Below are 23,958 nucleotides of genomic sequence, written 5' to 3'. Positions count from 1 at the left end.
GGAAGGAAAGTATGATGATTTTAATAATTCATCATACTTCAGGCCTAACCTGGATCAATGTCAGGACAGAAAGTATAAGAATTTCATATACACACTTCATCATTCAGATTGTCTGCAGGTTAGCCAGGTCGAGACAACGTGAAGGATGAGTGGCCCGTAGGCCCGCGCAAGCGGGCGATTCAGGGCGCTCTGAACAGCGCCAGCAGCGTGGCGAGCTGCTCATCAATGGGCGCCAGATCGCGTTTGACGATCAGGTGCAGCGGGGTGGCGCGTCGGGCGCCGTGGCTGAGCGGCAATATTTTCAACAGACCCTGATCCAACCGGGAGCGGATGCGCTCTTCCGGGAGCCAGCCGAAGCCGACCTGATAGAGCACGGCATCGATAGCGGCATCAATGGTGGAAAACGTCCACGCCTCGCGCCCCGTCTGCGGGTCATCGCTGCGATCGGCGATACGTACCAGCGGCCAGGAGGCCAGCGCACTGTCGTCGAGGGGGCCGCTCAGTCTGGCAAGCGGATGGTCCCGGTGGGCAACGGCAACAAAATCAATGTTCATCAACCATTCGCCGCGCCCGGTAATATCCTGGCGGCGGGTGAGTACCATCACGTCGGCTTCGCTGCGGGCCTCCTGCTCATCTTTCATGTTTTCGAGGACTTCGGTCAGCCTCACCTGAGTCTGCGGATGGCGCTGCTGAAACTGGCGCAGAATGGCAAACAGCCGTTCGCGAGGGAAAATACTGTCCACAACCAGGTCCAGACGGGTTCGTGCGCCGTTGTGCAGGGTCGCCGCGCGGGTTTCAACGTATGAAAATGCCTGCAGGAGCGGTTTTACCTGGCTTAGCAGCAGCTCTCCGGCCGGAGTGAGGACCGCGCGGCGGCCTGAGGGGTGCAGCAGCGCGACGCCCAGCCTTTCCTGCAACAGGGCGAGGTTATAGCTCACCGAAGACTGGCTGCGGTGAGTCTCTTCTGCCGCTTTTGCGAAACTACCGAGCGCGATGACTTTTTCCAGCAAGGCCCATTGTTCCAGCGTCGTTTTGTGCATGATTTATCGAAAAAGTGAATGAGTTTCATCAAAACATAGCGTTATTCATCCATTTTTTAAAGCAGTATGCTTGTTCTCAACAAATAGAGGAGAACAAATTATGAGCACATTCGACAAACATGACCTGAGCGGTTTTATCGGCAAACATCTGGTTTATACCTACGATAACGGCTGGAATTACGAAATTTACGTGAAAAACGCTAACACCCTGGATTACCGAATTCACAGCGGTATCGTCGCGAATCGTTGGGTGAAAGATCAGCAGGCTTACATCGTTCGCGTTGGTGAAAGCATCTACAAAATTTCCTGGACCGAACCGACCGGCACTGATGTGAGCCTGATCGTCAACCTCGGCGACAAACTGTTTCACGGCACCATCTTCTTCCCGCGCTGGGTGATGAATAATCCGGAAAAAACCGTCTGCTTCCAGAACGATCATATCCCGCTGATGGTTTCTTACCGTGAAGCCGGACCGGCTTACCCGACGGAAGTGATTGACGAGTTCGCCACCATTACCTTTATACGTGATTGTGGCGCGGATAATAACAGCGTCATTAATTGCCCGGCTAATCAATTACCGGCTGACTTTCCTGCAAATTTGTCATCTACCGGAAATGATTTTGTGAGCTAAGATCTGTTTTTGAAATTCAGATTGCAGAATAAAATTCTATTTATTGTTTAACCGTTTAATGTCTGTTTACTTTACTACATCGTGCTCCTGTTTTGCCCATGAACGGGAGCCGGTTTCCCTCTCTTCTCCCGCCTCGTCATTTGTAAATTCCATTTAAAAACAATTGATTATTGTCTGTCCGGCAAATTATATTAATTTCTTAATATTATCCTAAGCAACCCCGTCTAAATTTAATAACGTCAAATACCCTGGAATGAAAAGTGGTGCTGAAGAGATTCCATTTTCATTTTGTTTAAGTCCGCTGGCGCAGGATATTTTTTCTATCGACCCCGTAACCCTGAAAGGGTCATATACAGAACAGGAACATGATGAGCGAATTTTTGCCGTTTTCGCGCCCGTCGATGGGCGACGCAGAGCTGGCTGCGCTGCGTGAAGTTTTGCAATCGGGCTGGATCACTACCGGACCGAAAAACCAGGCGTTGGAAGAGGCATTCTGTACGCTGACCGGCAACCGTCACGCCGTGGCGGTGAGTTCGGCGACTGGCGGCATGCACGTCACGCTGATGGCGTTGGGCATTGGCCCGGGCGATGAAGTCATCACGCCATCCCAGACCTGGGTTTCCACGCTGAACATGATTTGTCTGCTGGGTGCGACACCGGTGATGATCGATGTCGATCGCGACAATCTGATGATAACCGCCGAGTCTGTGGCAGCGGCGATTACCCCCAACACCAAGGCGATTATTCCCGTGCACTATGCGGGCGCGCCTGCGGATATCGACGCGATTCGCGCCGTGGCAGAACGTCACGGCATTCCGGTGATTGAAGATGCCGCGCACGCGGCGGGGACGTATTACAAGGGCAAACACGTGGGTGGACGCGGCTGCGCGATCTTCTCTTTCCACGCCATCAAAAATATGACCTGCGCCGAAGGTGGTCTGATCGTGACCGATGACGATGCGCTGGCATCGCGCATTCGTAGCCTGAAATTTCACGGACTTGGCGTCGATGCCTATGACCGTCAGACGCATGGCCGGGCGCCGCAGGCGGAGGTGATTTCGCCGGGCTTTAAATACAATCTGGCCGATATCAACGCCGCGCTGGCGCTGGTACAGCTGGATAAACTGGCCCATGCCAACCAGCGGCGTAGCGAGATTGCCCAACGCTATCTGCGCGAGCTGGCGGATACGCCGTTTAAGCCGCTGGCGATACCGGAATGGGAACACCAGCACGCCTGGCACCTGTTTATTATTCGCGTGGATGAAGCCACCTGCGGGATTAGCCGCGATGCGTTGATGGAAAAACTGAAAGCCATGGGCATCGGCACCGGCCTGCACTTCCGCGCGGCCCACACGCAAAAATACTACCGCGAGCGTTTCCCTACGCTTTCCTTACCGAATACGGAATGGAACAGCGCGCGTATCTGTTCACTCCCTTTGTTCCCGGATATGACCGACGATGACGTCACTCGGGTCATTTCCGCGCTGCACCAGCTGTCAGGATGTTGATATGTTTACTTACCCACCCGTGAAAAAAGTCTCGGTCGTTATTCCGGTTTATAACGAACAGGAGAGCCTGCCCGAGCTGATTCGCCGTACGGATGCCGCCTGCGCGACGCTGGATCGCCAGTATGAGATTCTGCTGGTCGACGATGGCAGCAGCGATGAGTCTGCCCGTATGTTGACCGAGGCGGCAGAAGCCGAGGGCAGCCATGTGGTCGCGGTGTTGCTTAACCGCAACTATGGCCAGCACTCGGCCATTATGGCGGGCTTCAGCCATGTCACCGGCGATCTGATTATTACCCTTGATGCCGACCTGCAAAACCCGCCGGAAGAGATCCCGCGCCTGGTGGCGAAGGCGGACGAAGGTTACGACGTGGTCGGTACCGTTCGGCAGAACCGCCAGGATACCTTCTTCCGCAAAAGCGCGTCGAAGATGATCAACCGCCTGATTCAACGTACCACCGGTAAAGCGATGGGGGACTACGGCTGCATGCTGCGCGCCTATCGTCGCCACATTATTGACGCAATGCTCAATTGCCATGAGCGCAGTACGTTTATCCCGATTCTGGCAAATACCTTTGCCCGCCGGGCGGTCGAAATCCCGGTGATGCACGCGGAACGTGAATTTGGCGATTCCAAATACAGCTTTATGCGCCTGATTAATCTGATGTACGACCTGGTGACCTGTTTGACCACCACGCCGCTGCGTCTGCTTAGCGTCTTTGGCAGCGTGATTGCCCTGCTGGGCTTCGCTTTCGCCTTCCTGCTGGTGTTCCTGCGACTGGTATTTGGCCCGCAGTGGGCGGCGGAAGGGGTGTTCATGCTGTTTGCCGTACTGTTCATGTTCATCGGAGCGCAGTTTGTCGGCATGGGGCTGCTCGGGGAGTATATCGGACGCATTTATAACGATGTCCGCGCCCGTCCCCGCTACTTTATTCAACGTGTTGTTCGTCAGCCGGAAACGGCGTCTCAAGAGGAAGATCGTTCATGAAAGCTGTAGTCTTCGCTTATCACGATATGGGTTGTGCTGGCATTCAGTCTCTGCTGGATTCCGGGTATGAAATCGCCGCTATTTTCACCCATCCGGATAACCCTGGCGAAAACCATTTCTTTGGCTCGGTTGCGCGTATTGCTGCTGAACAAGGTATCCCGGTGTGGGCACCAGAAGATGTTAACCACCCGCTGTGGATTGAACGCATCCGCGACATGAAGCCGGACGTACTGTTCTCTTTCTACTATCGCAACATGCTGGGCGACGATATCCTCAGCCTTGCGCCAAAAGGCGGCTTCAACCTGCACGGTTCTCTGCTGCCGCAATATCGCGGCCGCGCGCCGTTGAACTGGGTGCTGGTTAACGGTGAAACGGAAACCGGCGTGACCCTGCATCGCATGGTCAGCCGTGCGGATGCCGGCGATATCGTGGCGCAGCAGACGGTGGCTATCGGCGCTGATGATGTCGCGCTGAGCCTGCATCGCAAGCTGTGCGCCGCGGCGTCAGAGCTGCTAAACCAGGCTCTGCCGGCGATTCGTGAAGATAAAATCCAGGCTCGTGCCCAGGATGAAAGCCAGGCCACCTACGTTGGGCGCCGCACGCCGGAAGATGGCCGTCTCGATTGGGACAAACCTGCGCTGACGCTGCATAACCTGGTCCGCGCGGTTTCCGATCCGTGGCCGGGGGCGTTTGGCTATGTGGGCGCGAATAAATTTATCGTCTGGAAATCCCGCGTGCGTCAGGACCTGGCAGCGGCGAAGCCTGGAACGGTGATGTCGACCTCTCCGCTGGTGGTCGCTTGTCAGGATGGCGCGCTGGAGATCGTAACCGGTCAAACCGAGCGCGGCGTTTACATGCAGGGTACGCAGCTGGCGCAGGCGCTGGGGCTGGTATCCGGTGCGGTACTGAGCAGCAAACCGGTTGTGGCGATGAAACGTCGTACCCGCGTGCTGATCCTTGGCGTGAACGGTTTTATCGGCAACCACCTGACCGAGCGCCTGCTCGCCGACGACAACTATGAAATCTATGGCCTGGATATCGGGTCGGACGCGATCAGTCGTTTCCTCGGCAACCCGCGCTTCCACTTCGTTGAAGGCGATATCAGCATTCACTCCGAGTGGATCGAATACCACATTAAGAAATGCGACGTGGTACTGCCGCTGGTGGCCATCGCGACGCCAATCGAATATACCCGCAACCCGCTGCGCGTGTTCGAGCTGGACTTCGAAGAGAACCTGAAGATTATCCGCGACTGCGTGAAATACGATAAGCGCATTATCTTCCCGTCGACCTCCGAAGTGTACGGCATGTGCACCGACAAAAACTTCGATGAAGACACCTCAAACCTGGTGGTCGGCCCGATCAACAAACAGCGCTGGATTTACTCGGTATCGAAGCAACTGCTCGACCGCGTTATCTGGGCCTATGGCGACAAGTCCGGTCTGCGCTTCACCCTGTTCCGCCCGTTTAACTGGATGGGACCGCGTCTGGATAACCTGAACGCCGCGCGTATCGGCAGCTCTCGTGCGATTACTCAGCTGATCCTGAATCTGGTTGAAGGTTCGCCGATCAAGCTGATCGAAGGCGGTAAACAAAAACGCTGCTTCACCGATATTAGCGACGGTATCGAAGCGCTGTTCCGCATTATTGAGAACAAAGACGGCCGCTGCGACGGGCAGATTATCAACATCGGTAACCCGGAAAACGAAGCCAGCATCAAAGAGCTGGCGGAGATGCTGCTGGCGTGCTTCGAGCGTCATCCGCTGCGCAATAACTTCCCGCCGTTCGCCGGTTTCCGCGACGTCGAGAGCAGCGATTACTACGGTAAAGGCTATCAGGATGTGGAGCATCGTAAGCCGAGCATTCGTAACGCGAAGCGCTGCCTGAACTGGACGCCGACGGTTCCGATGGAAGAAACCGTGGAGCATACGCTCGACTTCTTCCTGCGTACGGTTGAGCTGGTGGACGATAAGACATCATGAAACAGGTCGGCTTACGCATAGATGTCGATACCTTTCGCGGTACCCGGGACGGGGTACCGCGCCTGTTGAGCCTGCTGGGCCAGCACGGGGTTCAGGCAAGCTTCTTCTTCAGCGTTGGGCCGGACAATATGGGGCGCCATTTATGGCGCCTGATAAAACCGAAGTTTCTGTGGAAGATGCTGCGTTCAAACGCCGCTTCGCTGTACGGCTGGGATATTTTGCTGGCCGGCACCGCCTGGCCTGGGCGACGGATTGGCGCGGGTAATGAAGAGGTTATCCGTGCGACGGCGCAGACGCATGAAGTGGGTCTGCATGCCTGGGATCATTACAGCTGGCAGGCATGGAGCGGCGTCTGGCCACAGGAGCGGCTGGCGCTGGAGGTCGAACGTGGCCTGCTCGAGCTGGAGCGGATCATCGGCCGTTCGGTCACCTGTTCCGCCGTGGCGGGCTGGCGCGCGGATCAGCGGGTGATTAAAGCCAAAGAGTCCTTCAATTTCCTCTACAACAGCGACTGCCGGGGCTCGCGTCCCTTCCTGCCGTTGCTGGGCGACAAGGTGACAGGTACGGTGCAGATCCCCGTTACGCTGCCTACCTGGGATGAAGTGGTCGGCAGTAGCGTCGATGCCGGGGGCTTCAATCGCTATCTTCTGGATTGTATTCATCAGGATAGCGGTACGCCGGTCTACACCATTCATGCTGAAGTGGAAGGAATTGCCTTTGCCCGGCAGTTTGATGAACTGCTGACGATGGCCGCACAGGAAGAAATCCAGTTTTGCCCTCTGAGCCAACTGCTGCCCGCAGATTTTAGCGAGCTGCCGTTGGGTAAAGTGGTTCGCGGTGAATTGGCTGGCCGGGAAGGCTGGCTTGGGCGTGAACAATTATTGAGTCAGGACGTATGAAAAGCATTCGTTATAGCGTCTCTTTAGTGGTGTTATTTGCGCTGTATTATCTACTTCCGTTGAATTTCCGCCTGCTCTGGCAGCCTGATGAAACGCGCTATGCGGAGATCAGCCGCGAGATGCTGGCGTCCGGTGACTGGGTGGTGCCGCATTTTCTCGGGCTGCGCTATTTTGAAAAACCGATTGCCGGATACTGGATTAACAGCATCGGGCAGTGGTTGTTTGGTCACAATAACTTTGCCGTACGCTTTGGCTCGGTATTCTCCATTAGCGTCACCGCGCTGCTGATTGCGTGGTTGGCATGGCGAATCTGGCAGGACAAACGGGTGGCGATTCTGTCCGCCGTGATCTTCCTGACCGCTCTGCTGGTCTACGCTATTGGCACCTATGCGGTGCTGGACCCGATGATCACCCTGTGGATGGCGCTGGCGATGTGCAGTTTCTGGGGCGCCGCTCAGGCGCAGACCCGAAACGGTAAACTCATCGGCTACGCGCTGCTGGGGGTGGCCTGTGGAATGGGGGTGATGACCAAAGGCTTCCTGGCGCTGGCGGTGCCGGTTGTCGGGGTCCTGCCGTGGGTGATTGCCCAGAAACGCTGGCGTGAAGTGCTGACCTACGGCTGGCTGGCGGTGGGCGTCTGTATCCTGACGGTGCTGCCCTGGGGCCTGGCCATCGCTAAACGCGAACCGGACTTCTGGCGCTATTTCTTCTGGGTGGAGCATATTCAACGCTTTGCCGAAAAAGATGCCCAGCACAAGGCGCCGTTCTGGTATTACATCCCGTTCCTGCTCGCCGGAAGCCTGCCGTGGCTGGCGCTGCTGCCCGGGGCGCTGAAGCGCGGCTGGAGCGAGCGCGATGACGTGCGCGGCGCGCTGTATCTGCTTGGCTGGGTGGCGATGCCGTTCCTGTTTTTCAGCATCGCCAAAGGGAAACTACCGACCTACATTCTGCCGTGCTTCGGGCCGCTATCGATTCTGATGGCACGCTATGCGCTGGATGCGGCGAAGGCGGGAGCGAAAGCGCTGCGCATTAACGGCCTCATCAACCTTGTCTTTGGTCTGGTTGGCCTGATTGCCGTGCTGGTGGTGTCGCCGTGGGGCGTGATGCATAAACCGGTCTGGACGCAGATCGAGCTGTATAAATGTCTGCTGGCGGCGATTGCGTTTGCCATCTGGGCGCTGATGGGCTGGCTGGCGATGAAAGATAACGGTCGTCGCTGGACATTAGCCGCCTGCTGTCCCCTGGGGCTGGCGCTGCTGATTGGCTTTGCTATTCCTGACCGGGTGATTGATAGTAAGCAGCCGCAGTTCATGGTCGATATTATTGGTGAATCACTGGCGCCAAGCCGCTATGTGCTGAGCAACAACGTTGGCATTGCCGCGGGTCTGGCGTGGGAACTCAAGCGCAACGATATCATCATGTATGACAAGCAGGGCGAACTGAAGTACGGTTTAGACTGGCCGGATGCGAAGAATGGCTTTGTGAGCCAGAGTGAGTTTGCCAGCTGGCTGGCAGCGCATCGCCAGGAAGGACCGGTATCGCTGGTGCTGTTGATGGATAAAGGAGAAAACATGGCCGATTTACCGCTACCGAAACCTGACAGCAGCTATGTGTTAGAGCGGGTTGTGTTCCTCCAGTATCTGCCGCAATGAGTACCTGGATCTGCCTGGCGCTGGCGAGCCTGTTAAGCTGCGCCGGGCAGCTGTGCCAGAAACAGGCGACGCGCCCGTCTAAATCACGGCGGCGCGGTCGCCATATTCTCGGCTGGCTGGGCCTTGCGCTCCTGGCGCTCGGCGGCGGTATGCTGCTGTGGCTGAGCGTGCTGCAATCCATTCCGGTGAGTGTGGCCTATCCTATGCTGAGCCTCAATTTTGTCTGGGTGACGTTAGCGGCCTGGGGGATCTGGCGCGAGCCGGTAGCCCGGCGGCACTGGGTCGGCGTAGGGCTGATTGTGGTTGGCATCGTGGTGCTCGGGAGTAGCGTCTGATGGGGTTAATCTGGGCGTTATTCAGCGTCGGGCTGGTCAGCGCCGCGCAGCTTTTGCTGCGCGGGGCGATGGTTGAGCTGCCGCCGCTGAGTGACCTGTTCGCGTTTCTCAATCATCTTCTACACCTGCGTGCCGGAACTATCGGCCTGGGTCTGGGGCTGAGCGGCTACCTGCTGTCGATGGTCTGCTGGTACTTTGCGCTGCACCAGCTGCCGCTGGCTAAAGCCTACGCGCTGCTCAGCCTTAGCTACATTCTGGTCTGGGCCGCCGCCATCTGGTTGCCCGGCTGGCATGAGCCTTTCCACTGGCGTTCCCTGCTGGGGGTGCTGATTATCATCGCCGGCGTGCTGACAATCTTCTGGCCGGCGAAGCGTAAAGCCTGAGTCAGCGAATCCTGTCGGCCCTCAACACAAACGGCGTAGGCGTGCAGACCGCCAGGCTCAGATCGGCAAGCTGAATCTGACTGACCGGGAGCGCCGCGCCGCGCGTGCTGTCGACGCTGGCAATCTGCCAGGCGCTGCCGCCGCGCTGCTTAACCATCGCTTCTTTGCGCGTCCAGATACGCCAGAAGGCGTCGAGCTGCCGTTCCGGATGCTCCGCTTCGACCTCCGCATGCTCCCCGAGACTGAATACGGCGTTAGCCAGCCTGCGCCAGTTCGGTCGAGGGCGAATCACTTCGATATCGCAGCCGACCTCGCCTTCATCGCTGAGCAGCAGGGCGATATCATCGCCGCTGTGGCTGAGGTTAAACCACAGCCCCGTCTCGCCGGAGAACCCCGGTTTACCGTGTTCAGCGTAAATAATCTCAGGCAGCGGCGACACCGCCTGCGCCAACAGGACCCGACCCGCCAGCCAGCTTGCGCGACGACTGCCCTGCGGCGCCTGAGCCGCGAGGTTCTGCGGCAGAGGCCGGGTGCTTAACGTCGAGATTTTTCCCAGAAAAAGTCGATACATATCAGGGCCAGCGCTGAATAATGATTGACGTATTGATCCCACCGAAGGCGAAGTTATTACTCTGAATAAATTCGCAGTCGATCCGCCGGCTCTCGCCCATAATGTAATCCAGCTCGCCGCACTGTGGGTCCGGACGGCGCAGGTTGAGCGTAGGGGCAAACCAACCCTCCCGCATCATGTGCAGGCTCATCCAGGCTTCCAGCGCCCCGCAGGCGCCCAGGGTATGGCCAAAATAGCTTTTTAGCGAAGAGATCGGAACGCGGTCGCCAAACACGGCCGCGCTGGCCTGGCTCTCGGCAATATCACCGCGATCGGTCGCCGTGCCGTGCGCCGAAATATAGCCAATATCCTCGGCGCTTAAACCGGCCATCCTGAGCGATTGCTCCATGCAGATTTGCATGGTTTCCCGCTGCGGCTGGGTAATATGCGCCGCGTCGCAGTTGGTGGCGAAGCCGATGATTTCACCGTAAATCGTCGCCCCTCGGGCTTTGGCATGCTCCAGCTCTTCCAGCACAAAGGTGCCGGCGCCTTCGCCAATCACCAGTCCGTCACGGGCTTCATCGAACGGCGACGGTGTGGTTTTCGGCTCATCGTTACGCTGGCTGGTCGCGAACAACGTATCGAAAATAGCGGCTTCCGACGGACACAACTCTTCAGCGCCGCCGGCCACCATGATGGTCTGATAGCCGTGACGAATCGCCTCCCAGGCATAGCCAATCGCCTGGCTGCCGGAGGTGCAGGCGCTGGAGGTGGGAATGACCCGCCCGCGCAGGCCGAAGAACAGGCCGGTGTTCACTGCGGTTGTGTGCGGCATCATCTGGACGTAGGTAGTGCCGGTGATGTTATTGGTATGCTTTTCCGTCAGCATGGTGGCGAATTCGCTGACCGGACCGGTGCTGCCGGTAGAGGAGCCGTAGGCAATACCGGTTTCGCCATTGGTGAGAACCGCCTCGCCAATCAGTCCGGCCTGTTCCAGCGCCAGTTCGCTGGCGCGGGTGGACATCAGCGAGACGCGCCCCATGGCGCGAATACGCTTGCGCGTATAGTGCTCTGGCAGGGTGAAATCGTCGACAGGCGCGCCGAGTAGCGTATGCAGACCATCATAGATTTGCCACTCCGGCATTGTGCGCACGGCGTTCTCGTAGGCCTGTAGTCTGGCGGATACCGCCTGCCAGCTTTCACCGAAGGCGGTGACGCCGCCCATGCCGGTAATGACGACGCGACGAGTCATAGCATACCTCCATTGATGGAAATCACCTGACGCGTCACATAGCCCGCAATATCCGACATCAAATAGCTGGCGAGTCCGGCGACTTCTTCGGCCTGACCCATGCGTTTCATCGGAACGATCGACATCGCCTCTTTGAGGGCGGTCTCTTCCATGGCGATCATCCCGGTATCAATCAGCCCAGGGGCAATGCAGTTGACGGTGATCTTGCGTTTTGCCAGCTCAATGGCCAGCGCTTTGGTCGCGCCGATAATGCCCGCTTTGGCGGCACTGTAGTTAACCTGCCCGCGGTTGCCCATGACACCTGACACCGAAGAGAGCGTGATAATCCGTCCGCCCTGACGGGCGCCGATCATCGGCATGATGCACGGCTGAATGACGTTATAAAAACTGTCGAGATTGGTGTGGATCACCGCATCCCAGTCGTTGTCGCTGAGCGCCGGGAAGGCGCCATCCCGGGTAATGCCGGCATTGCTCACCACGCCGTACCACGGCCCATGAGTCGCGATCTCCTGCTCCAGCACCTCGCGGCACTGTTCACGGTTGGCGACATCAAAACTCAATGTCCGGCCTGCTCCCCCGGCGGCGCGGAGGCTCTTCAGCGTCTCCTGCGCGCCCTCTGCGTCACGATGGTAATGGACGCCGACAATAAAGCCATCGGCCGCCAGCTGGCAGGCGATGGCACGCCCGATACCCTTGCTGGCACCGGTCACTAATACGGAACGACTCATGGTTTCTCTCCCTGATTAAAAAGCGTCGTTAACTCTTCCTGGGTGGGCTGGAAGGTGTTGATGCGGCCCGTTGCCAGCGTGTCATTCCCGCAGCAGATGGTGCATTCGAAGCTACCGAAACGTTCATCCTGCATTAATAAGCTGACTGCGATGGTCAGCGTATGCCCGGCAGGCAGAACCCCGGCGGCGCATACCAGTTCTCTGGCTCCCAGCACCATACCGAGGGCGATGTTGTCCAGGTTTTTCTGCTGACGATGCCAGCCGGACCAGACGCCAATGGTCTGCGCCATCAGCTCCAGCGCAAACCAGCCCGGCAGATCGCCGTTGGCATCAAGAAACGGCGTCAGTACGCCCCCGGAGGCGACGGTCACGCGGCAGGCGGCCGTTTCCTCGGTCACCTCCAGCACCTCTTCGAGCAGCAGCATCGGGGCATCGTGCGGCAGATAGGCGCCGGGCGCCAGGTAATGGCTCATGAAACTCTCCCGAGCAAAATGCTGGCGTTGTTGCCGCCAAAGGCAAATGAGTTGGACAAAATCACCGGGCGTTCAAGAGGCTGCGCCGTGGCGATAATACCGCACTTCGCCAGCGCCGGGTCGCGCGGCGAGAGGCTGAAATCCTGGGCCGGCAGTGGCAAATGACGCTGCAAAATCAGCATCCCGATTGCCGCTTCGGTGATCCCGGCGGCGCCGAGAGTATGTCCGGTGAGGTGTTTGGTTGAGCTGCACGGCACGGTGTCGCCGAACAGCTGCTGCACGACCTGCGACTCCACCCGATCGTTAAGCGGCGTGGCGGTGCCGTGCAGGTTGATGTAGCCCACCGCTCCGGCGGTGATGCCGGCATCGTCAAGCGCCTGGGTAATGGCGCGGATGGCGCCTTCGCCCTGTGGATGCGGGGCCGAAATATGGTGCGCATCGCTTGATTCGCCGACGCCCAGCAGTGCGATAGGCTGCGGCTCGCGCGTCAACAGCATCAGCGCCGCCCCTTCACCGATGGTAATCCCGCAGCGGTCGCGGGCAAAAGGCTGGCATCGCGTCACCGAGAGGGACTCCAGGCTATGAAAACCGTTCACCGGCATCCGGCTCAGCGTATCGGCGCCGCCGACAATCGCGACGTCGGCGAGGTCGGCTTCAATCAGCCGTCGCCCGCTGATCATGGCCCTGGCGCTGGAGGAGCAGGCGGTGGAGAGGGTGAACGCCGGGCCGTCCAGCGCCAGCCAGTGGCTCAGAAAACGCGAAGGATCGCCCAGCTCCTGCTGCGGATATTGCCAGCCAGCGCTGGCCCCGCCGTTAAGCGTGGCCGCCACGTGAATATCACCTTCGTCGAGGCCGGAGGTGCTGGTGCCAAGCACCACCGCGACTCTGTCGCTGCCGAAGCGCGCAATGGCTTCATCGACCTGGGGACGAATCTGGGTCAGCGCCGCCAGCAGCAGCTGGTTATTGCGCGATCGGTGGGCCGCAAAATCATCGGCAATGGCAGGCAGGACGGCATCCACGCCGCCGAGTACCGCTGCGGGCTGTCCCTCTAGCCAGCCCGCACGCGGGCGCATGCCGGGGGCAACACCGCGCGTCAGATTCGCGGCGATTTCATCGCAGTTGTCGCCCAGCGCATTGATCATGCCGACAGCAGAAATGTAGATCATCTCAGTCACCCAGATATTGAATGGTGATGTGGTATTTAAAGGCCCGCTGCTCAATGCTGATCGGCTCGCGCTTACCATGCCGGTTCAGGTAGACGATCGCCGTCACCAGCTGGCCGCTGGCGTTGCGTAGCTCGCGGCGGTCGCCGGTGTCGGTCAGGGTCCAGCCGCCCGGCAGCTGCGGTTGCCAGGCGGCGACAGGCCAGTGGCTGAGCATCACATCGGCCAGCACCTGACTTGCCGGCGGCAGCTGCGGGGCCACGATAGACTGCTCGGTGTGCAGCCCCTTTTCATCATAGGTCACAAGAAACAGGCGGATCCCCATCGATGAGAGACCGGCGAGCGTGACTTTTTGCTCATCCGCGTTGAGCATCACCAGCAGCGACTGAGTCTGGCCGTGAAAACGCCCGGTAAGCAGCTGCTGGGCATTCAGCGGCGGGGTGATGCCCGGCGCCGGTAACGTCACGCGGGTTCCCGGCTCCAGCCATGCCTGCGGTCGCCCTTGCATGGGGCTGGACGAGTGGCTGCACCCGGCGAGGATGAAGGTGGCGGCCAGCGCCGCGGCGCACCGGAGTCTGTGTTTAATCATCGTCTTTTTTTCTCTTTTTTACCGGGCATCGCCAGCGGGGAGAGCAGGAAAGCGGTGAAAATACCGCTGACCAGCACAATGCCAAAACTGCTGATGGCCTGGGTGGCGCTGAAGACCAGCATGCCGAGGGTCAACAGGGTGGTCATCATGGCGAGGATGATCGCCAGCAGTGACGTCAGCGGCGTTCCGCGCGGGTTGCTGAAAAACAGGGTGTAGTTGATACCAATCCCCAGCACCAGCACCAGCGCCAGCAGTGAAAACAGATTCACCGGGTGGCCGCTGAAGGCGAGGGCCGCCAGCCCGCAGCCTAATGACAGCACGGAGGGCAGCAGGCCGATCGACCCTTTGCGCCAGCCGAGACGCAATATGGCGCCACAGGCGATGACCGCCAGCGCAACCACCAGCAGCCCCGTCAAAATATGGCGATAGAGAGTAAACAGTTCGTCAAAGGCACTTTTTCTGTCTACCCACGCGACGCCGGGCTGTTTTTCACTCAGGGCCCGTAGCGCCGCACTTGTTTTCACGCCGTCAACCGGAACCAGCACCCCGCTTTCGCCCCCTGGCAGCGTCAGCCACAGCAGGCGCCAGCCTTCGCTGGCCGGGCTGGCAAGCCAGTCATCGACCGTGACCGGCATGGCAGAAAGATCGGCATCGACCGTTTTGAGCCCGGCGTTTTGCAGCGCGGCGGTGACCGCCGGGGCTGCCGCGTTGAGCAGGGCCAGATCCTGGCGTTGACGGGCCAGCGAATTGAGCGGAAGCGTGCGATAACCGCTGAGCATCCCCTGACGTTGCGCCTGGGCAAGGGCAGGAGTAAAGGCCTCCAGCCGCTCCAGCGTCTGCTGCGGCGTCGCACCGTAGACCACGAACCATTTCTGATCCACGCTCTGGCCGGTCAGGGCGACGATCGCTTTTTCTTCGGCCAGAAGATGCTGCGGCAGCGCCTGGAGCTGTGAAATATCGTCATCGACCCGCAGGGTGGCGATACCGGCCAGCGATAAGAGCGCCAGCGTCAGCGGCAGGCCAATATACAGTTTTTTGTTGCGTCGCCATGCTGCCAGCCAGCGAAGCATAAGCCCCATCGCCGGCACCGGGCGAACCGGCAGACCGCGGGACAGCAGCGGATGCCAGAAAATCACCGTCAGGCAGGAGGCGCTCAGTCCGACGGCGGCGAATACCGACATTTGGCGAATACCGGGGAAGGGGGCGAGCATCATGATGAGATAGGCCACCACGGCCGTCAGCAGCGCCAGCAGCAACGTGCGGCGGACTTTGGCAAGGCTTTGCCACGGCGTGGCATCATGCCCGTGGACCATTCGTTCCGTGAGATAGTACAGCGTATAGTCGGCGGAGATACCGATAATGCTCATGCTCATCACCAGCGTCATCAGATGCAGTTCGCCAAACAGCAGCAGCGTGACGACGGTGCCCGCCAGCCCGCCAATGCCAACGGAAATCACGCACAGCAGCAGCGGACGAAGCGAACGGAAAGTCGCAACGATAAGCAGGATCACGCCAAGCAGCGTGGCGATACCGAGGGTGGAGATATCCTGCTTCGCCTGCTGGCTGGCGTAGTCGCTGTAAAACACCGTCCCGCGGGCGAGCACCTGTGCCTGCGGGTAGCGCGCTTTTAATTGCTCTTTCAGCTCCGCGAGGGTCGTCACGACGCGGTGCGTCTGCTGCATATCGAATGAGGATCCGGCCAGCTCGCCGTGGATCAGATACCAGTCGTTTCCCTGCTTATCCTGGGTCACCAGCCAGCCATCTTTGAGCTGCAAACGCTGGCCGTTTTGCGCCATCGCCAGCTGCGAGCCGCGCATCAGCATCAGCGGATCGTTTTGCAGCTCTTTGCCGCTGACGCCGGAGAAGGCGGAGTAGAGCTGGGAGAGGACCCACTGCGCCTGCGCCGCGCCGCCGTTTTGCAGGCGGGCGCGGGTAGCATCATCGATAAGCCCGTTGCGGTGCTGCCAGAAAAATGTTCCCCAGGCCTGCTGGCTGGCGGCATTCATAGGGCCTTTCACCTCTGCGAGAGCGTGCGATTGCTGAAGGAGAGTGAGCCATTCGCCTGCCGCCTGAGGACCGACCAGCTTGCCGGGATTCACCAGCCAGACTATCTGCCGGTCCAGCCGCTGCATAAAGCCATCGTTCAGGGCCGGGGGAATCGCGCCAAGGGTCTGCTTCGGCAACATCGCCAGCACGCTGCTGTTGACCCGCGATTGCGGCAGCAGCGTCAGCAGAACGCCCAGCATCAGCAGGCAGGCGCAGCCCCACAGCAGCGCGATGCTCCGGCGGTTACGGTGCAGCAAATCGTTGTCGTTCGTCATCGGTCAGTTGCGCGGGCGTCAGTTGATGTTGAGAGAGGACGATATCGGTACGATCGCCTTGTTTATCATTGAGTTGAATATTTTCCAGGTAGCGCTGGCCAGCCAGGTCGATGGTGGCGAAGATTTTATCCAGCGGTGTGGTTTTCGGCGTCAGGCGCAGGGTCCATCGCCCTTCGCCGGTATCGGCAAACTCAACGCGGAAGTTCTGCTCCAGCACCTGACGGTCGGCCTGAAACAGCGCGCGCAGCAGATGGTTGAACTGGAACATCTGCGGGTTGTTCTCGGCGGTGATCGTCTGCGGCGGCTGGCCGCCGATCGCCTGTACCATCCGTTTATCATCCAGCAGGAGCTGCATCGGGAACGGTGCGGTCTGATCCCACAGCAGCCCCTGGTCGCGGGCGATCAGCATCTGGCCCTGGGATCGCAGCGGCTGCGGCAGATCCTTAATGGTACGGGTTTGATCGAAGTGGGCGCGGATCACCGGCTGTTCGGTAAAGCGCTGCTGCAGATCGTCAAGCGTCAGGGCGCTGACCAACGGGCTAATCAGCAGCGCCAGCAGGGGCCACCATCTCATGGCTTCACCCCCATGCGCTCAAACAGGATATCCGGGCTGACGAAGCTCATCTCACGGCTCTTCTCCTCCACGGCGACCTGGATGGTATAGCCGGTGGTGGTGCGTTTTCCGCTGTCGGCGGCAAAAATCTCATAGCCGATGCGCAGCCGGTTTTCGTACTCTTCTATCCGGGCACGCACGCGAAAACGTTGTTCAAAGGTCAGCACGTCGCGGTATTTCACCCGGGTATCCACCACCGGCCAGAGATAGCCGGATTCTTTCATCTGGCGGTAGCCATAGTTGAACTGATTAAGCAGCGCCTCGCGGGCAATCTCAAAGTAGCGAAAGTAGTTGCCATGCCACACCACGCCCATCATATCGACGTCGTGAAACGGTACGGTCAGCTCTACCTCGGCAGTAAAACGGGGATCGTTCAGCACCCTTTACTCCTTCTCTTTGGCATCCGGCAGCTGCCAGAAATCGAAAAAATTGAACCAGTCCAGCGGCGACTGCAGCGCGTAGTGCTCAAGGCGCTTTGCATAGCGGTCAATGGCATGCTGTAACGCCGCCTGGCGTTCTGCGCGAGGCAGCGTCAGCGGGTCGGCGAAGGGTTCGCAATGGATATGCAGTTTGCCCTGCTGGCGCAGCGCGAAAATCAGCTGCACCGGACAGCGCAGGATCGACGCCAGAATGAACGGCCCCTGCGGAAAAGGCGCGGGCTGCCCCATGAATTTGCTCCAGCAGACGCGCCATTCGCCGCCGCGCTGGGGCGTCACGGCGATGCGGTCGCCGACGATAGCCACCCATTCGTTACGCTCCAGCTTCTCTTTGAGCAGCATCGCGGTCTCCGGGCCGATATCGGTCACCGGCATCAGGTTGATCCCGGCCTGCGGCGCCATCTCCTCCATGATCTGTTTAAAGCGGCGGGCGTTATCGCTAAACACCAGCGCGTTAATGACCTGACCGCCCTGCAATTGCGCCAGCGCCCGGCAGGCCTCGACATCGCCGAGATGGGAGGCCAGTAAGAGCTTGCCGCCTGGCGTGGTGTTGCTGAGCACGTCTTCCGCTCCGGGGGCGAAAACCACATCGCGTCCGAAGCGTAATTCGCCGCGCCAGCCGGCGATTTTGTTGAACATCGCCTCGCCAAAGCGCAGAAAATGGCAATAGCTGTTGAGGTGCGCGGGCAGCGGTTGCTGACGGGCGCTAAGCTGCACGCGCACGCGGGAGAGCCAGTTTTGCGAGGCCTGACGGGCGCGGTGCGCGGTCAGCCAGTAGACGGCCACCACCGGGTAGAGCAGCCACGAAAACGCCCTACGCCCCAGCAGCCGCCAGACCAGCAGCATCAGACGCATTCCCCACAGCCCTTTGAGCTCCTGCTGCTGCGCCCAGTGGCTTGCCCGACGGCGAAACAGCAGGGAAGGGATACGTGGCAGCATGCCGAGGAACAGGCGAGTGTGCATCCAGGAGATGCGACAGTTATCCTTTAGCGCATCAAAATGAGACAGCCCGTCCACGGGGTAGGTCACGCGGGTCGCCACAAAATGGCTGTCATTGCCCTGCCAGTAGAGACGCACCATGACCTCGGTATCGAAATCCATTCGTTTACCCAGCGCCACGCGCTGCGCCAGCTGTAGCGTCGGCGCAATCGGGTAGACGCGAAAGCCGCACATGCTGTCTTTCAGCTGGAACGAGAGCGTTTCTATCCACACCCAGATGTGGGTAATCCAGCGGCCATAGAGGCGCGATCGGGGAATGGTGTCGTCGTAAACGGGCCGCCCGGAGATCAGCGCGGCCGGGTGCGCTTGCGCGAGAGCCAGCAGCTGCGGAATATCCTCAATGGCATGCTGCCCGTCGGCATCCACCTGCACGGCGTGGCTGAAACCCGCCGCGGCTGCGGCCTGTAGGCCGCGGATCACCGCCGCGCCTTTGCCGGCATTTTCCGTCAGGCGAATCAGCGTCAACCCGGGCTCCTGCGCCGCCAGTTGTTCCAGCACCCGGCGCGTCGGCGCGTCGCTGCCATCGTCGACCACGATGCACGGCAGATTGCAGGACCGTAAACGGGCCAGCACCTGGGGCATCATCGCGCCGTGGTTGTAGCAAGGGATCACCACACAGGGCGCGAAGGTTACTGACATAGACGGATTTTCCCGCTGCTGGCGGTATGCCGCGCTTCGCCATCGTGGCGCTGATAGTTGAAAGTGAGTATCTGGCGCGCTTCCTGCCAGTGCAGGGTGAGCGTGACGGTCGCATCCGGCAGCAGCGGCGCCTGGAATTTGACGTTCTGAATGCTGTGGAACCGCCAGCCTGGCGCCAGCAGCGTGGTGGCGTAATGCATTACCCAGTCCAGCTGGGCAACGCCGGGCAGCAGCGGCTGTATGGCAAAATGGCCGCTAAACCAGAAAAGGCCAGGATCGAGGTACAAGACAATCTCAACCTGTTGCGGATGCGCCTGATTCCCTTTAATTTCATGGGGTTTCATGAAATAACTCCTGTAATTGCGCATACACGCGCTTATTCATGCTGTTCACCGGGATCTCGTCGATACTGCGCCAGTAGCGGGGAATGGCGACCGGCTCAAGCGTTGGCCGAAGCGCTCGCCGCCACGCCTGCTCAAGGGGTTTGCTGGCGGACAGCCACTGCTGACGGGTATGGTCATTGAGCACCAGCAGGACACCGATGGCCTGTCGGCCACCGCGGCTGACGGGTAAAGCCACCGCGTCGCGAATCCCCTCCAGTTCCATCAGGCGCTGTTCAATTTCGCTGAGCGAAATCCGCTTTTCTTCAATTTTAACCACCCGTCCACGGCGCCCGGTCAGGCGAAAGTGTCCGTCGGCGGTGAGTTGCAGGGTATCGTCGAGTAACAGACCATCTCGCTCGGCAATCAGCGGCGAAAATACGCGAAACGCTTCGCCCTCAGGGAGAAGTTTGACCCCGGGGAAAGGCCGCCAGTTGCCATATTCCTGCTCGCGGCAACGCCAGGCAAGGATGCCGGTTTCGGTACTGCCGTAAATCTCATCCGGCCAGCATTTAAGCCAGTCGGCCGCTCCGGTCACCTGTTCCCAGGGCAGTACTCCGCCGGCAGAGAACAGGATTGCCACCGGCGGCGGGGTCAGCCGGGGGTCAAGGCGCTTCAAAAAGGCCGGGCTGCTGATAAACGCATAGCGATGCCGGGGATCCAGCGCGCTGAGCTGTTCGGCATAATTCAGCATGGCCGCATCTAGCGGCAGGCCGAGCGCCATGGGCAGGAAAATGCGAAAGGTCAGGCCGTAAAGATGCTGGGGCGCCACCGAAGCGACAATACGACAGCCGGCCAGCCGGTCGGCAAAGCGCGTGGCCAGCAGTTCAGCCTCGCGGTCGAGAACGGCCAGCGATTTGATAATTCGCTTCGGCTGCCCCGTCGAACCCGAAGTGAACAGCTCAATGGTGGCGTCATCAGCCAACTGGTGGAAGGTGACCGTCTGCGCGGGAGGGCGTCGGGAACGGCTGATGACCCATGTCGGGCCGCTCCAGCCAAGAGGCTTTTCACTGAGCACGCCATCGAACAGCGCGCGTTGCTCTTCCAGTTGAGAGAGGCGGCTATGCCCCGGGATCACCGGCGTTTTATGGGCATGCAGCGTGGCCAGCAGCGCGACCAGAAACAGATAGCTGTCGTCAAAACAGAGCGCCCAGCGTTGACCCTGGTGCTGCTGCAGCCGCTCCACGCAGTGCGCAACGTCATCGCGCAGATGGCCCAGGGTCCAGACCTGGTCGCCCCGCCAGGCCACGAGGGTGTCGGCCGAACGCGGGGTACTCAGCCAGCGGACCACAGAAAGAGGCGGCATCATGAGGATTCTCGCTTAATCACCCGACGGCGTACCAGCCACTCTCCGGCCATCAGCGCGCCAATCAGCAGATAGGCGATCATGCCGTTCCATGCGGTCCAGAGCGCCATATCACCGTACAGCGCCGTAAAGAGGGCGATACTGCCATTGACGATAAAAAACAGGCACCAGATCTGCGTGACCCGACGGGTATAGCGCACGGCGGCGGCGGGGAGGTGAGGCTCTTGTATGCGGGCCAGGCGTTCCACCAGCGGCATGGTTGTCCACAGCGAACCGCCGAACGCAGCCAGCATCACGGCGTTGACCACCACCGGGTAAAACAGCAGCAGCTGGTGCGTTTTCAACAGCGTGCTGGCCACGCACAGGACGATCCCCGCCAGCGCAACCACCTGGGTGACGATACGCAGCGGACCCGCCTGACGCCGGGTCTGGCGCAGGCGTAAATACAGCAGCAGCGCCATTAAAGGGAGCAGCCAGCGCAGGCTGTTATGCGCGAGGCCCAGCCAGATAACACAAGGCCAGGCCAGCAGGAGCAGGCTTGTCAGCAGCAGGATACCCTTGCGTGAAAGTGCCCCCGACATGCGGCTCAGGCTTCCCGGGACAGGCGTTCGAGGGCATCAACCACATCCTGCACGGTGCGCACGGCTTTAAATTCTTCTGCTTTGATTTTCTTGCTGGTTTTCTTCTGCAGGTGGACGATCATATCGACCGCGTCGATACTATCCAGCTCCAGGTCTTCGTACAGCCGCGCTTCCGGTTTGATATCCTCAGGATCGATTTCAAACAGCTTAACCAGCAGTGCCGAGACGTCGGCATAAATATCATGTGATTCAGTCATGGGGCGAGCCTCAGGTACGTTGAGCGTCGATAAACGCGGCCAGGGTGGCAACGGAGAAGAAATGCTGGCGCATCTCGTCGCTTTCGGCGGAGAGCACCACGCCATAGCGGTTTTTTACCGCCAGCCCTAGCTCCAGGGCGTCGATGGAGTCCAGACCCAGGCCATCGCCAAAGAGTGCCGCATCGGTGTCAATGTCGTCAGCCGACAGTTCTTCCAGATTCAACGTAGTAATTATGAGATTTTTAATTTCAAGATAGAGCGCTTGCATCATTAATTCCTGAAGTAGGCGTAGTACCTGATTGTAATTGAAGCAAAAGATGCCGGTTTAGCTGCCGTGCCGCCAGCGATGGCGTCTGTGAGCTGGCATCGAAAAACTGGTTGATACGTATCCGATCCCGCACCTCAATCGTAAACAGAGGTTTGCTGGGCGGCGCATCGTACCATTTGCACTGCTTGCCAAGCATGTGTTCGCTGCAGCGGATTGTCACGACCCGTAAATCGCTGGCGCAGCGCACGGCAATATTGGCCGCACCGCGCTGCAACGTCATCTGCTCACCGGGGCGCGTCCGCGTGCCTTCGGGGAAAATCAAAATGGTATCACCCTGCTGAAGGCGGTTCAGGCTGGCGGGCAGCAGCGAATCCGCCTGGTCATTAAGCAGATAATCCGCCGCGCGAATCACGCCGCTGACGAACGGGTTCTTCAGCAAGCTGCTTTTTACCATGCAGTCGGTCTCCGGCATGATCGACGCCAGCATCACGTAGTCGATCAGGCTGGGATGGTTGGCCACCACCAGACATCCGCGCTCCTGGCGTAGAATGTCACCGCCTTCAATGCGGTAATCCAGCACGCCGACGGCTCTGACCACCGCCAAAAAGAGGCGGAAGCTGGCGGCAATGCTGCGCCGCGCCAGACGGCGGCGACGGGGTTTGTTCCTGATAACTATCAGCAGCAGGTTGAACCAGATGAGGGACAGCAGCAGTCCACCAAGACCGAACAAGGCGAAACAGACGCCGGTCATGGCTCCCCGCCAGACCCGGTTCAGACGTGCCTGCAGAGGGCTCATGTGCGACTCCATTGCCACTGCACGCGCTCGCCGGGCAGGGTAAAGGCCGGGCTGTCCTGCAAATAGTGTTGTAAAAATAACAGGCTTTGCGGCAGCGCGGTCTCTGCGGACGGTGCGCTGCGACGGGTGACGCAGCGCAATGCCGCCCCGGCTTCAATCACCAGCGCCAGCGCATAGGGCCAGGTTGGCATTTCTGGCGATAGCTGCGGATGGTAGAACTCGGGCAGGTAGCCGTCGAAATCCACCATTAATACCCGTTGATAGCCCGCCTGCAGCAGGCACATGACTTCGCATAGCCCTTGCTGGAAGGTATCCCGCCCGGCCGACAGAGAGGAGGAAACGATCGGCCGCTGTGCGGCAATGGTCAGATTCCCCACCGCCGAGTTATGGACGGACAGGGCAAAGTCGGTCGGGGAGATGGCCTGCTGCGTCGCCAGGGCATGGAGAATACGATAATTGCGTTCAAGTTCGCCGTGGCGGCTGGTGTACAGTATGGCGTCGATTTGATGACGGCGCAGCATTGCCAGCCCGCACTCAACGGCGAGTTTACTGCCGGAGCTAAGGCGTCTGGCGGTCATCATCGGTAATTCGGTTAATTTTGCCTGTGGGGCTGAGGGATCGAAGGCGTGCGGATGCCGTGACCATTGCTGCCACTGTGTCGCTTCGCTCATTCCCGGGGCTCTGCCCTGCCAGTCAACTATGTTTAGTGCAAATTTCATCAACGCGTATCCGCGATAAATCGGTGATCTTAGCGCCATTTTTTAACGGCACTTTTTATTTTTGTTGTGGCACGCGTATACAGTATGGCTAACGCCTTGACCAACGGCGCATTACCGGCCTGGATTGTTTACCGTTCCGCTTTTTGCCGACCGGATATCCGGCCTCAGGGTGAGTCTGAGGGCATATCGGCAAGCATATTCACTGCATGGCAATTTATGCGGCGAAGTCAGGGCGTATTTTCGATATTTTCCTATGCCAGCGCAATTTATTATGGCAACTATTCGCGCCTGAGAGAGATATTCTGTTATTCCATCAACAGGTCAGTGACCTGACTCTGACATTTCCGCCACATATTCTACCGGGTGGCAAACGAATACATAGGATAATGCCGAATCCTGTCGAGCATCAGAATAGTCTCTGATCCTGTGCCTCTTCAGAAGTCAGCATTTGCGCGCTGACTCCTGAATCAAT

26 protein-coding genes are annotated in these 23,958 nt (G+C 59.3%); 8 read left to right on the top strand and 18 right to left on the bottom strand.

Annotated features, from left to right (window positions below):
* Positions 1-179 precede the first annotated feature (179 nt).
* Positions 180-1,040, bottom strand: a complete 861-nt coding sequence (locus tag MC50_RS06910) for a LysR family transcriptional regulator (RefSeq protein WP_032690379.1) — start codon at positions 1,038-1,040, stop codon at positions 180-182.
* Between the two features lie 97 nt (positions 1,041-1,137).
* Between MC50_RS06910 and MC50_RS06905 the strand changes: the two genes are divergently transcribed.
* From MC50_RS06905 to arnF, 8 genes are all read left to right on the top strand, one after another.
* Complete coding sequence (locus MC50_RS06905; protein WP_162180062.1) at positions 1,138-1,671, top strand: phenolic acid decarboxylase; 534 nt, start codon at positions 1,138-1,140, stop codon at positions 1,669-1,671.
* A gap of 368 nt (positions 1,672-2,039) precedes the next feature.
* Entirely contained in the window at positions 2,040-3,179 is a 1,140-nt protein-coding gene (gene arnB / locus MC50_RS06900) for a UDP-4-amino-4-deoxy-L-arabinose aminotransferase (protein ID WP_046853371.1), read from the top strand.
* Position 3,180: 1 nt separating this feature from the next.
* Positions 3,181-4,164 (top strand): undecaprenyl-phosphate 4-deoxy-4-formamido-L-arabinose transferase, encoded by a 984-nt coding sequence (gene arnC, locus MC50_RS06895; protein ID WP_032696942.1) that lies wholly within the window; start codon positions 3,181-3,183, stop codon positions 4,162-4,164.
* On the top strand, positions 4,161-6,146 hold the full coding sequence (gene arnA / locus MC50_RS06890) for a bifunctional UDP-4-amino-4-deoxy-L-arabinose formyltransferase/UDP-glucuronic acid oxidase ArnA (RefSeq protein ID WP_032698615.1): 1,986 nt from the start codon (positions 4,161-4,163) through the stop codon (positions 6,144-6,146). Before arnC ends, arnA begins: the two co-directional genes overlap by 4 nt.
* Positions 6,143-7,045 carry a 4-deoxy-4-formamido-L-arabinose-phosphoundecaprenol deformylase gene (gene arnD / locus MC50_RS06885; RefSeq protein WP_032696940.1) on the top strand — a complete coding sequence of 301 codons (903 nt, stop codon included), beginning with the start codon at positions 6,143-6,145 and terminating at the stop codon, positions 7,043-7,045. Before arnA ends, arnD begins: the two co-directional genes overlap by 4 nt.
* Positions 7,042-8,697: a lipid IV(A) 4-amino-4-deoxy-L-arabinosyltransferase gene (gene arnT / locus MC50_RS06880; RefSeq protein WP_047663553.1), complete on the top strand. Its 1,656-nt coding sequence runs from the start codon at positions 7,042-7,044 to the stop codon at positions 8,695-8,697. Before arnD ends, arnT begins: the two co-directional genes overlap by 4 nt.
* Positions 8,694-9,032, top strand: a complete 339-nt coding sequence (arnE, locus tag MC50_RS06875; protein WP_004868642.1) for a 4-amino-4-deoxy-L-arabinose-phosphoundecaprenol flippase subunit ArnE — start codon at positions 8,694-8,696, stop codon at positions 9,030-9,032. Before arnT ends, arnE begins: the two co-directional genes overlap by 4 nt.
* The gene (gene arnF / locus MC50_RS06870) at positions 9,032-9,415 is read left to right on the top strand and encodes a 4-amino-4-deoxy-L-arabinose-phosphoundecaprenol flippase subunit ArnF (protein ID WP_032690386.1); all 384 of its coding nucleotides are present in this window, start codon (positions 9,032-9,034) and stop codon (positions 9,413-9,415) included. Before arnE ends, arnF begins: the two co-directional genes overlap by 1 nt.
* A gap of 1 nt (position 9,416) precedes the next feature.
* On the opposite strand, the gene acpT is transcribed toward arnF, so the two are convergent.
* The 17 genes from acpT to MC50_RS06785 are packed head-to-tail and all read right to left on the bottom strand — an operon-like array spanning position 9,417 to position 23,486.
* Entirely contained in the window at positions 9,417-9,986 is a 570-nt protein-coding gene (gene acpT / locus MC50_RS06865; protein WP_047663552.1) for a 4'-phosphopantetheinyl transferase AcpT, read from the bottom strand.
* Position 9,987: 1 nt separating this feature from the next.
* Complete coding sequence (locus tag MC50_RS06860; protein ID WP_032690388.1) at positions 9,988-11,217, bottom strand: beta-ketoacyl-ACP synthase; 1,230 nt, start codon at positions 11,215-11,217, stop codon at positions 9,988-9,990.
* Positions 11,214-11,945 carry a 3-ketoacyl-ACP reductase FabG2 gene (locus MC50_RS06855; protein ID WP_032690389.1) on the bottom strand — a complete coding sequence of 244 codons (732 nt, stop codon included), beginning with the start codon at positions 11,943-11,945 and terminating at the stop codon, positions 11,214-11,216. The genes MC50_RS06860 and MC50_RS06855 overlap by 4 nt, the downstream gene beginning before the upstream one ends.
* A complete protein-coding gene (locus MC50_RS06850; protein ID WP_032690390.1) occupies positions 11,942-12,418 on the bottom strand; it encodes an ApeP family dehydratase in 477 nt (158 codons plus the stop codon). Before MC50_RS06850 ends, MC50_RS06855 begins: the two co-directional genes overlap by 4 nt.
* Positions 12,415-13,584 (bottom strand): beta-ketoacyl-[acyl-carrier-protein] synthase family protein, encoded by a 1,170-nt coding sequence (locus MC50_RS06845; protein WP_047663551.1) that lies wholly within the window; start codon positions 13,582-13,584, stop codon positions 12,415-12,417. The genes MC50_RS06850 and MC50_RS06845 overlap by 4 nt, the downstream gene beginning before the upstream one ends.
* 1 nt (position 13,585) lies before the next feature.
* On the bottom strand, positions 13,586-14,170 hold the full coding sequence (locus MC50_RS06840) for a DUF3261 domain-containing protein (RefSeq protein WP_032690392.1): 585 nt from the start codon (positions 14,168-14,170) through the stop codon (positions 13,586-13,588).
* Positions 14,167-16,491 (bottom strand): MMPL family transporter, encoded by a 2,325-nt coding sequence (locus tag MC50_RS06835; protein WP_047663550.1) that lies wholly within the window; start codon positions 16,489-16,491, stop codon positions 14,167-14,169. The genes MC50_RS06840 and MC50_RS06835 overlap by 4 nt, the downstream gene beginning before the upstream one ends.
* Positions 16,460-17,065, bottom strand: coding sequence for a LolA family protein (locus MC50_RS06830; protein WP_032690394.1), 606 nt, complete (start codon positions 17,063-17,065; stop codon positions 16,460-16,462). The genes MC50_RS06835 and MC50_RS06830 overlap by 32 nt, the downstream gene beginning before the upstream one ends.
* Positions 17,062-17,484 carry an acyl-CoA thioesterase gene (locus tag MC50_RS06825; RefSeq protein ID WP_004868610.1) on the bottom strand — a complete coding sequence of 141 codons (423 nt, stop codon included), beginning with the start codon at positions 17,482-17,484 and terminating at the stop codon, positions 17,062-17,064. Before MC50_RS06825 ends, MC50_RS06830 begins: the two co-directional genes overlap by 4 nt.
* Positions 17,485-17,487: 3 nt before the next feature.
* Positions 17,488-19,179 (bottom strand): glycosyltransferase family 2 protein, encoded by a 1,692-nt coding sequence (locus MC50_RS06820; protein WP_047663549.1) that lies wholly within the window; start codon positions 19,177-19,179, stop codon positions 17,488-17,490.
* Positions 19,170-19,523, bottom strand: a complete 354-nt coding sequence (locus MC50_RS06815; RefSeq protein WP_047663548.1) for an ApeI family dehydratase — start codon at positions 19,521-19,523, stop codon at positions 19,170-19,172. The genes MC50_RS06820 and MC50_RS06815 overlap by 10 nt, the downstream gene beginning before the upstream one ends.
* The gene (locus tag MC50_RS06810; protein WP_064385367.1) at positions 19,510-20,868 is read right to left on the bottom strand and encodes a class I adenylate-forming enzyme family protein; all 1,359 of its coding nucleotides are present in this window, start codon (positions 20,866-20,868) and stop codon (positions 19,510-19,512) included. The genes MC50_RS06815 and MC50_RS06810 overlap by 14 nt, the downstream gene beginning before the upstream one ends.
* Positions 20,865-21,446, bottom strand: coding sequence for a COG4648 family protein (locus tag MC50_RS06805; RefSeq protein WP_032690398.1), 582 nt, complete (start codon positions 21,444-21,446; stop codon positions 20,865-20,867). The genes MC50_RS06810 and MC50_RS06805 overlap by 4 nt, the downstream gene beginning before the upstream one ends.
* Before the next feature lie 5 nt (positions 21,447-21,451).
* On the bottom strand, positions 21,452-21,703 hold the full coding sequence (locus tag MC50_RS06800; RefSeq protein ID WP_004868599.1) for an acyl carrier protein: 252 nt from the start codon (positions 21,701-21,703) through the stop codon (positions 21,452-21,454).
* A gap of 10 nt (positions 21,704-21,713) precedes the next feature.
* Positions 21,714-21,971 (bottom strand): phosphopantetheine-binding protein, encoded by a 258-nt coding sequence (locus tag MC50_RS06795; RefSeq protein ID WP_004868598.1) that lies wholly within the window; start codon positions 21,969-21,971, stop codon positions 21,714-21,716.
* Entirely contained in the window at positions 21,952-22,767 is an 816-nt protein-coding gene (locus MC50_RS06790; protein ID WP_047663547.1) for a lysophospholipid acyltransferase family protein, read from the bottom strand. The genes MC50_RS06795 and MC50_RS06790 overlap by 20 nt, the downstream gene beginning before the upstream one ends.
* Entirely contained in the window at positions 22,764-23,486 is a 723-nt protein-coding gene (locus tag MC50_RS06785) for a beta-ketoacyl synthase chain length factor (RefSeq protein WP_032696927.1), read from the bottom strand. Before MC50_RS06785 ends, MC50_RS06790 begins: the two co-directional genes overlap by 4 nt.
* Between the last annotated feature and the right edge of the window lie 472 nt (positions 23,487-23,958).

This window comes from Klebsiella planticola (assembly GCF_000783935.2).
Taxonomy (GTDB): Bacteria; Pseudomonadota; Gammaproteobacteria; order Enterobacterales; family Enterobacteriaceae; genus Klebsiella; species Klebsiella planticola.
The sequence above is the reverse complement of the archived record's forward strand: the minus strand, read 5'-3'. Positions and strand labels throughout refer to the sequence as shown.